We start from the raw sequence: 7,865 nt of genomic DNA, 5'->3' as shown, positions 1-7,865 counted from the left end.
GAGTGGTTCCGTAGTGTGCTTTAAAGGTTTCTTCAAACTCTCCGACGACGCCAATGAGTGCGATCGGCACCTTGTATGCCTCTGCGAGCACCATCATTAAATCATCAAGATCTAACGGCACTTCGCTATTGAGCATAAAGTCATCAATTGTCTTTAACCGGCTTTGATCATCCACTACTGCTTGCTCATATTCATTTGCCCTTATAAAAGTAGTAACAGTCTGGCTGTACCGCAATTAAATACAGCTAATGTTACGTTCTCTGTATTCGAACCCATTATAGAAATGGCTGTGACTCACAAGAAAAGGAGAAGGGCGCTTTTGAACTTCCCATGTTATGGATAGTCATTACAGCATGAGAAGCGATGAAATTGGCTTGTCGCGAGATTGTGACGCGTTTGTGTTACACTTCACCCGTTTTTATTTCATAGGATTACATAATTCATGTCGTGGATGCGAAAAGCCCTTCTGTCGGTATTTCATTATCCTGTTAAGTTACTGGTTAAAGCCCACAGCATTCCAGTTAACGTTGAAACCGAATTAGGAATAGATAAAAGTAAACCTATCGTTTATCTACTCCCCACCAACTCAGTGACTGACCAACTTGCACTGAGAATGTCGACTAAAGCGCTAGGTTTACCTAGTCCTACAGAAACCCTTACATTAGCGGGGCGAGAGTATTCGTCGACCTTATTTTTACGTAAAACCCAGCCCCTTTTCCGCTCGTCGGCTAAAGATACGGGAATTGAAGACGTTTTTACTGACCTCTTTCATTTGCATAGAGACCATGAAAACCTAGATTTACAAGTTGTTCCTGTCTATGTGACGTGGGGCCGTGCCCCGGGTCGTGGAAAGCCAGGCTTAAGCGATCTCATTGCTGATAAAGCGGCGCCAAGTTGGCTTCGTAAGTTGTTCATTGTGCTGTTTTTGGGCCGCGACAACTTTATTAACTACTCTAAAGCCGTTTCTGCACGCGCGATGTCCAATCAACATGGTAGTGACCAAAGTATTGCACATAAGCTTGTGCGCGTAGCAAGCACTCACTTTCAAAGAAAGCGCCAAAGCATGACTGGCCCTACGCTGTTAGAGCGCCAAGAACTCAATAATAGTGTGTTGGGCTCTGATGCAGTGCGTCGCGCTATTGCTGAGGAATCACGAAGCAAGAAGGTGTCTCATGAAAAAGCGAAAGAGACTGCCCAAACCTACATCACAGAAATCGCGGCAGACTACCGCGAAGGGCTAATTCGTTTTGGCGACAGGCTACTTACCCGTATCTGGAACAAAATTTATAACGGTATTAGTGTAGGTCATGCCGATCGCATTCGTGAATTGGCGGCTAATGGTCATGAAATCATCTACGTACCGTGCCACCGTAGTCACATGGATTACCTATTATTGACCTACGTGATTTATCACGAAGGTATGGTTACGCCACATATCGCTGCAGGTATCAATCTGAACTTTTGGCCGGTTGGAAAAATGTTCCGTCGTGGCGGTGCTTTTTTCTTACGCCGCAGTTTTGCAGGTAACAAGCTCTACACAGCTGTATTCAGAGAATATCTAGAGCTGCTGTTTAACAAAGGCTATTCGGTAAAATACTATCCCGAAGGTGGCCGCAGCCGAACCGGCCGTTTGATCCCACCGAAAACGGGCATGCTAGCCATGACCATTCAAGCCATGCTCAAAGGCGTTAACCGTCCCGTTAGTATCGTGCCTGTCTATATTGGCTATGAGAACGTGATGGAAGTGAAGAGCTACTTGAACGAACTCAAAGGCTCTAAGAAGAAAAAAGAATCTAACCTTCAGGTGTTCTCAGCTATTCGTAAACTCAAGAATTATGGTCACGGATACGTGAATTTTGGCGAACCCATTGCGCTTAACCAGTTTCTTGAAAATCATGTGCCTAACTGGCGAGATTGTCGCGATGCCGAGCCAGAGAAAAAACCAGCGTGGCTGACACCTGCGGTTAACGAACTGGCCAATAATGTCATGACGCGAATTAACCGCGCAGCGGCATTAAATGGTATGGCGTTAGCGTCGTTATGCTTACTGTCTTCTAAACGACAGACCATGAGTGAAGCTGAGTTAAAACAAGCAATGGGCGATTTCATGGACTTGTTTAAAGCGGTACCGTTCAGCGATGATGCCACCATTCCAGATTCATCAGCGGAAGAGCTACTGCGCGATACGCTGAAATTAGGCCGCTTTGACGTAAAAGAAGACGATTATGGGCGTTTGATCAGTCCTCAACCAAAATCAGCGGTATACCTTACTTATTATCGCAACAACATTTTGCACTTATTCGCGATCCCAGGTCTTATTATGGCGTCTATCTTCGCGAAGAAAGGCACCACGAAGAACAGTATTTTTCAGCTTATTGCGGCGCTTTATCCGTTGCTGCAAAAAGAGCTGTTCTTGCACCTTACCCAAGATGAGGCGCTTGCGCATACTGATGCGCTTATAACAGCGCTACTAAACAAAGGATTGTTGCGTCAGGAGGGCGATGAACTGTTGCCGCCAGATGCACACTGCAAACAATTCCACTCAGCATGGCTGTTAAGCCGATGTATGCAGGAAACGCTTCAGCGTTACGCGGTGGTATTGACCATTCTTGATAAAGAAAAAGTGATTAGCCGAAGTGCGCTTGAGCGCGAAAGTAAGCAAGTGGCTGAACGCTTATCTGCTCTCTACGGGCTAAGCTCACCAGAGTTTTACGATAAGAATGTGTTGTCTAGCTTTATCAGTGCATTGAAAGAAAACCACTGGCTGGACTCTGAAAAAGATGGCAGCTTGAAGTACTCAGAAGAGTGTGAAGCCTTACGTGCTGACGTTATGGCCCTGATTTGGCCAGAAATGATGCAGCATTTGGAGAACGTTACACTAAACGCTTCGAATTAAGGCGACGCTAGCTGGCTGAATTTGCCAGCACTACGGAGCTTAGGTAAAAAGAGAAAGCCCATGCTACTGCATGGGCTTTTTATTGTGCGTCAATCTATCTTGGCAGGCATTGAAAATCCCCATACTTCATTGATAGATAGACGCTAAATAGAGCCGCTTCGTATCGCTCCCCGGTAAACCTGCGCTTAACGCGAAGCAATACAAAGCGAAAACGGGAGATAGGCTCGTTTCGCCTGTTTCGCTATTTAGACCTTCGCTGGTTGCGACAGGAAAAAACGATAGGCGGGGTTGTCTGTTACTTCTTCAACCTTATAGCCTAACTCAGCAACATGCTGGTTAAAGTCATCTCTACTTTCTGGTGCGATATCAAAGCCTGCCAATACCAAACCTTCTGCTGCGCCATGGTTGCGATAGTGAAATAGGGTAATATTCCACTGTTCACCTAACGTATTTAAGAAGTTCAGTAGCGCACCCGGACGCTCAGGAAATTCAAAGCTGAAGACTTGCTCGTTGAGAATAGTTGGCGGACGGCCACCAACCATGTGACGAACATGGAGCTTCGCTAACTCATTATCGGTTAAGTTAACGCAGTCATACCCTTTGCTTTCAAGGTCGCTTTGCAGTGCAGCAAACTCTTGCTGCCCGCCTTTAAGCTTAACGCCCACGAAAATATGTGCTTCGCTCTCACTGGCATAGCGATAGTTAAATTCGGTGATTGCTTTTGCCCCAACGCACTCGCAAAACTGTTTAAACGCACCTTTGTTTTCAGGAATTTTAACCGCAAAGACCGCTTCTTTCTGCTCACCTAATTCACAGCGTTCAGACACATAGCGAAGGGTATGAAAGTTGATGTTTGCGCCACACAGAATGCCGCCTAACTTCTTACCTTTTAGTTCGTGTTGCTTAGCGTACTTGCGAATTGCCGCCACCGACAATGCGCCCGCAGGCTCTGCAATAACACGGGTATCATCAAAGATATCCTTAATTGCTCCGCATATTTCATCATTAGTAACCGTAATGGTTTCATCAATTAAACGATTACACAGACGGAAAGTTTCCTGCCCCATCACTTTAACAGCAACGCCATCAGCAAAAATGCCGACGCTTTCAAGCTCGGTAGGCGCGCCTTGCGCCTTTGCTTTAATGAAACAGGCCGATTCTTCCGACTCTACCGCAACGATTTTTATGCTTGGTTTTAGTTGCTTTAAGTAAACCGCAATACCAGCGGCTAAGCCACCGCCGCCAACGGCTATAAACAAAATATCAAGATTTGGGTTCTGCTCTAGCAGCTCTCGCGCAACTGTACCTTGCCCAGCAATGACATCGGGGTCGTCAAAGGGCGGAACAAAGGTATAACCGTGGGTCTCACATAATGCTTTTGCATGGCTACTTGCTTGATCAAAGCTGGTGCCATGCAATACCACATTCACGTTTTCACCGCCGAAGCGTCGTACTGCGTCTACCTTGATATCAGGCGTGGTTTCAGGCATGACTATAGTCGCCTGAATACCTTTCATTTTTGCACTGTACGCTAAGCCTTGCGCATGATTACCCGCAGAGGCGCCAATTACGCCAGCTTGCAATTGCTCGTCGCTTAGTGAGCAAATACGGTTATAGGCACCGCGCAGCTTAAAGCTTTTTACCGGCTGCTGATCTTCGCGTTTCAGAAAAATTTCATTGCCTAGCTCGGCTGAAAGCAAAGACATATAGGAAAGTTCACTTGCCACTGCTACATCGTAAACAGGGGCAAGTAAGATCTTCTTCAAATATTCATGATCGCTAACGTGTTCGGCTGCCATTATAGATTTTCCAGCTTAGTCACATCACGCACTGCACCTTTATCGGCACTGGTTGCTAACGCCGCAAAGGTTTTAAGTGATGTGGAGACTTCACGAACGCGATCTTTCGGCTTCCAAGGCTTATCACTGGCTTCCATTTTCGCGCGGCGTTCTGCTAGTTCTTCATCGCTAATAGCAATATTGATACTTCTATTGGGTATATCTATTTCAATTTTATCGCCATCTTCCACTAGGCCAATGCCACCACCACTGGCGGCTTCAGGTGAGCAGTGACCTATAGACAACCCACTGGTACCGCCACTAAAGCGTCCGTCTGTTACCAAAGCGCAGTGCTTGCCTAACCCTTTAGATTTCAAGTAAGACGTTGGGTACAGCATTTCTTGCATACCCGGGCCGCCGCGGGGACCTTCGTAGCGAATGAAGACCACATCACCGGCTTTTACTTCATCGCCCAAGATACCTGCTACCGCATCATCTTGGCTTTCGTAGATTCTCGCAGTTCCGTTGAATTTAAGAATAGACTCATCTACGCCAGCCGTTTTTACAATACAGCCATCTTCAGCCACATTACCGTAAAGCACGGCTAGGCCACCTTCTTGACTGAACGCATGGTCGATAGAGCGAATGCAGCCGTTTTCGCGGTCGTCATCGGCTTCGTCCCAGCGACAATCTTGGCTAAATGCTTTTGTCGTGCGAATACCCGCAGGACCCGCGCGATAAAAGGTAATAGCGTCTTCGTTTTCAGGGTTAGTGATGTCCCACTCGCTGATAACGTCGGTAAGCGGTTTTCCTAAAACATGATTAACATCGGTGTTCAGCAAGCCAGCCTTATTTAGCTCGTTCAAAATACCCAAAACGCCACCCGCTCGGTGTACGTCTTCCATGTGGTATTTGGGTGTTGAAGGTGCCACTTTGCATAGGTGAGGCACTTTGCGAGACAATCTGTCGATGTCTGCCATAGTAAACGGCACTTCGCCTTCCATTGCCGCTGCTAACAGATGCAAAATGGTATTGGTCGACCCACCCATGGCAATATCCAAGCTCATGGCATTCTCAAAAGCCTTAAAGTTAGCGATATTACGTGGTAATACACTGTCATCATCGTCGCCGTAGTAACGCTTGCACAGCTCAACAATTTGTTTGCCCGCTTGTTTAAATAAACCTTCACGGTCGGCGTGGGTAGCCAGCATAGAGCCGTTGCCCGGCAAAGATAAACCTAACGCTTCGGTTAGACAGTTCATGGAGTTCGCGGTGAACATCCCTGAACATGAGCCGCAGGTAGGGCAGGCTGAGCGCTCAATTTCGTCGGTATCAGCATCGCTAACTTTGTCGTTCGCAGCCGCTACCATGGCGTCAACCAAGTCTAGTTTAATAAGCTGGTCTGAAAGCTTGGTTTTACCCGCTTCCATTGGGCCCCCAGACACAAAAATGACCGGTACGTTCAAGCGCATAGACGCCATTAGCATTCCCGGGGTAATCTTGTCGCAGTTAGAAATACAAACGATGGCATCGGCGCAATGTGCGTTCACCATGTATTCCACTGCATCAGCAATGATTTCTCGAGATGGTAAGCTATACAGCATACCGCTGTGCCCCATGGCGATACCGTCATCCACTGCGATAGTGTTGAATTCTTTCGCCACACCACCCGCTTCTTCAACGCTGCGTGCCACTAATTGGCCGAGATCTTTTAGGTGCACATGCCCAGGTACGAACTGCGTAAATGAGTTCGCAATAGCAATAATAGGCTTGCCGAAATCAGAGTCTTTCATTCCAGTTGCTCGCCATAACGCGCGAGCTCCCGCCATATTTCTACCTTGGGTGGTAGTTGCTGAACGTAACTTGGGCATAAATCCTTCCCGTTAATTTAAGGTTCTAGGTTTAGGCGCTAGACCTTTTTGTGAAACTAAAAAACAGTGGTAAACCAGTAATGCTTTGGCTCAACTTCCAATACGCGCTGTTTTACTCAAAATTGCATGTCATACTGATGATGTAACACATCATCTAAGGTCGTTCAAAGCGAGGAGCAACAAAGCCTAACTGCTAACACATCAGTAGCGCTTTGTTTTATATGATATATTTGACATACAATACCTATATCCATTGGCATTGTAATTATGAAATGTTGTTCGTTAGAGGTTATGGCTTTACCTCATCACTCAATATCACGAACCGTAATCTCAACAGTACGTTTCGATATTGGGCAAAGAAATAGCATGAAACATAAGGCCTGATCAAGTATTTTGCGGTAGGAATGGCGAGTTTTTAAGGGTAGTAAAAGGGTACAAGAAGATGTTTGATTGGTTTCATTGGTTAAACTTAGCGGGGGTTGCAGTGTGCGCAATTTCCGGCACCCTGATGGCCTATCAAAAGCGTATGGATGGATTTGGCGTGGTCGTGCTTGCCAGCGCAACCGCCATTGGCGGCGGAACACTGCGTGATGTCATGTTAGATGTCCCGGTCTTCTGGATTGCCGATACCGATTATTTATACACCACACTGATAGCCGCCTTTATACCCATTATCTGGCTGCGTATTAGTCCACGCTTTCCTTTTCACTATTTATTAATTGCCGATGCTTTCGGGCTGGCGCTGTTTAACGTAGTAGGCATAGAGAAAGCCTTGGCAAACGACACAGGCATGGCAGTGGCGGTTGCTATGGGCACAATTACTGGTGTGTTTGGCGGACTGTTAAGAGACGTAATATGTAGAGAAGTACCTCTGGTATTAAACGGAGAGCTCTATGCGATGACTTGTATCGCAGGTGGTGTGGCATACGGCATAGGCATGGAGATGGAACTTGCTACTCAGTGGTGCGGTATTGCAGCGCTAGTCACAACCGTATTATTTAGACTTGGCGCCATGCGATGGCACTGGCAGCTACCCGTTTTCTATAACGACCATCATTAGTGTTACCGGTCTGTGCCTAGCAGAGGTAGTACTCGCCGTGCGCGCTATAAGTAAATCCCATCGTTAGTACAGTTACATCTTCTTTCTAGCCTCATTAGAGTTTACGCCCTAAGACGGGGCTAAATGCATTGATTTTGCCTTTGTTTGCTTTTGCAACACAAAAGCAAGGACGAGCAGGAAGAGGAGCTGAGTACATTATGGGAATGGCTGTGGTTAAAACCTTCGCAGGGCAGGGCGTATCAGCGCCAGAGGTAAGTGTA

At 46.7% G+C, this 7,865-nt stretch carries 4 protein-coding genes; 2 read left to right on the top strand and 2 right to left on the bottom strand.

Annotated features, from left to right (window positions below; all coding sequences use genetic code 11):
- Positions 1-442 precede the first annotated feature (442 nt).
- Positions 443-2,896 (top strand): glycerol-3-phosphate 1-O-acyltransferase PlsB, encoded by a 2,454-nt coding sequence (plsB, locus tag QVA83_RS19705; protein WP_014951390.1) that lies wholly within the window; start codon positions 443-445, stop codon positions 2,894-2,896.
- A 245-nt stretch (positions 2,897-3,141) separates the two neighbouring features.
- On the opposite strand, the gene ilvA is transcribed toward plsB, so the two are convergent.
- Positions 3,142-4,695 carry a threonine ammonia-lyase, biosynthetic gene (gene ilvA / locus QVA83_RS19700; RefSeq protein ID WP_287498841.1) on the bottom strand — a complete coding sequence of 518 codons (1,554 nt, stop codon included), beginning with the start codon at positions 4,693-4,695 and terminating at the stop codon, positions 3,142-3,144.
- Entirely contained in the window at positions 4,695-6,545 is a 1,851-nt protein-coding gene (gene ilvD, locus QVA83_RS19695; RefSeq protein WP_278346138.1) for a dihydroxy-acid dehydratase, read from the bottom strand. The genes ilvA and ilvD overlap by 1 nt, the downstream gene beginning before the upstream one ends.
- A 442-nt stretch (positions 6,546-6,987) precedes the next feature.
- On the opposite strand from ilvD, the gene QVA83_RS19690 reads away from it, so the two are divergent.
- On the top strand, positions 6,988-7,605 hold the full coding sequence (locus QVA83_RS19690; RefSeq protein WP_015000099.1) for a trimeric intracellular cation channel family protein: 618 nt from the start codon (positions 6,988-6,990) through the stop codon (positions 7,603-7,605).
- Positions 7,606-7,865: the final 260 nt, after the last annotated feature.

Origin of the sequence: Alteromonas sp. AO-Serp (assembly GCF_017849675.1) — a bacterium.
Lineage (GTDB): Bacteria > Pseudomonadota > Gammaproteobacteria > Enterobacterales > Alteromonadaceae > Alteromonas > Alteromonas macleodii.
This window is presented reverse-complemented; position numbering and strand designations above follow the sequence as displayed.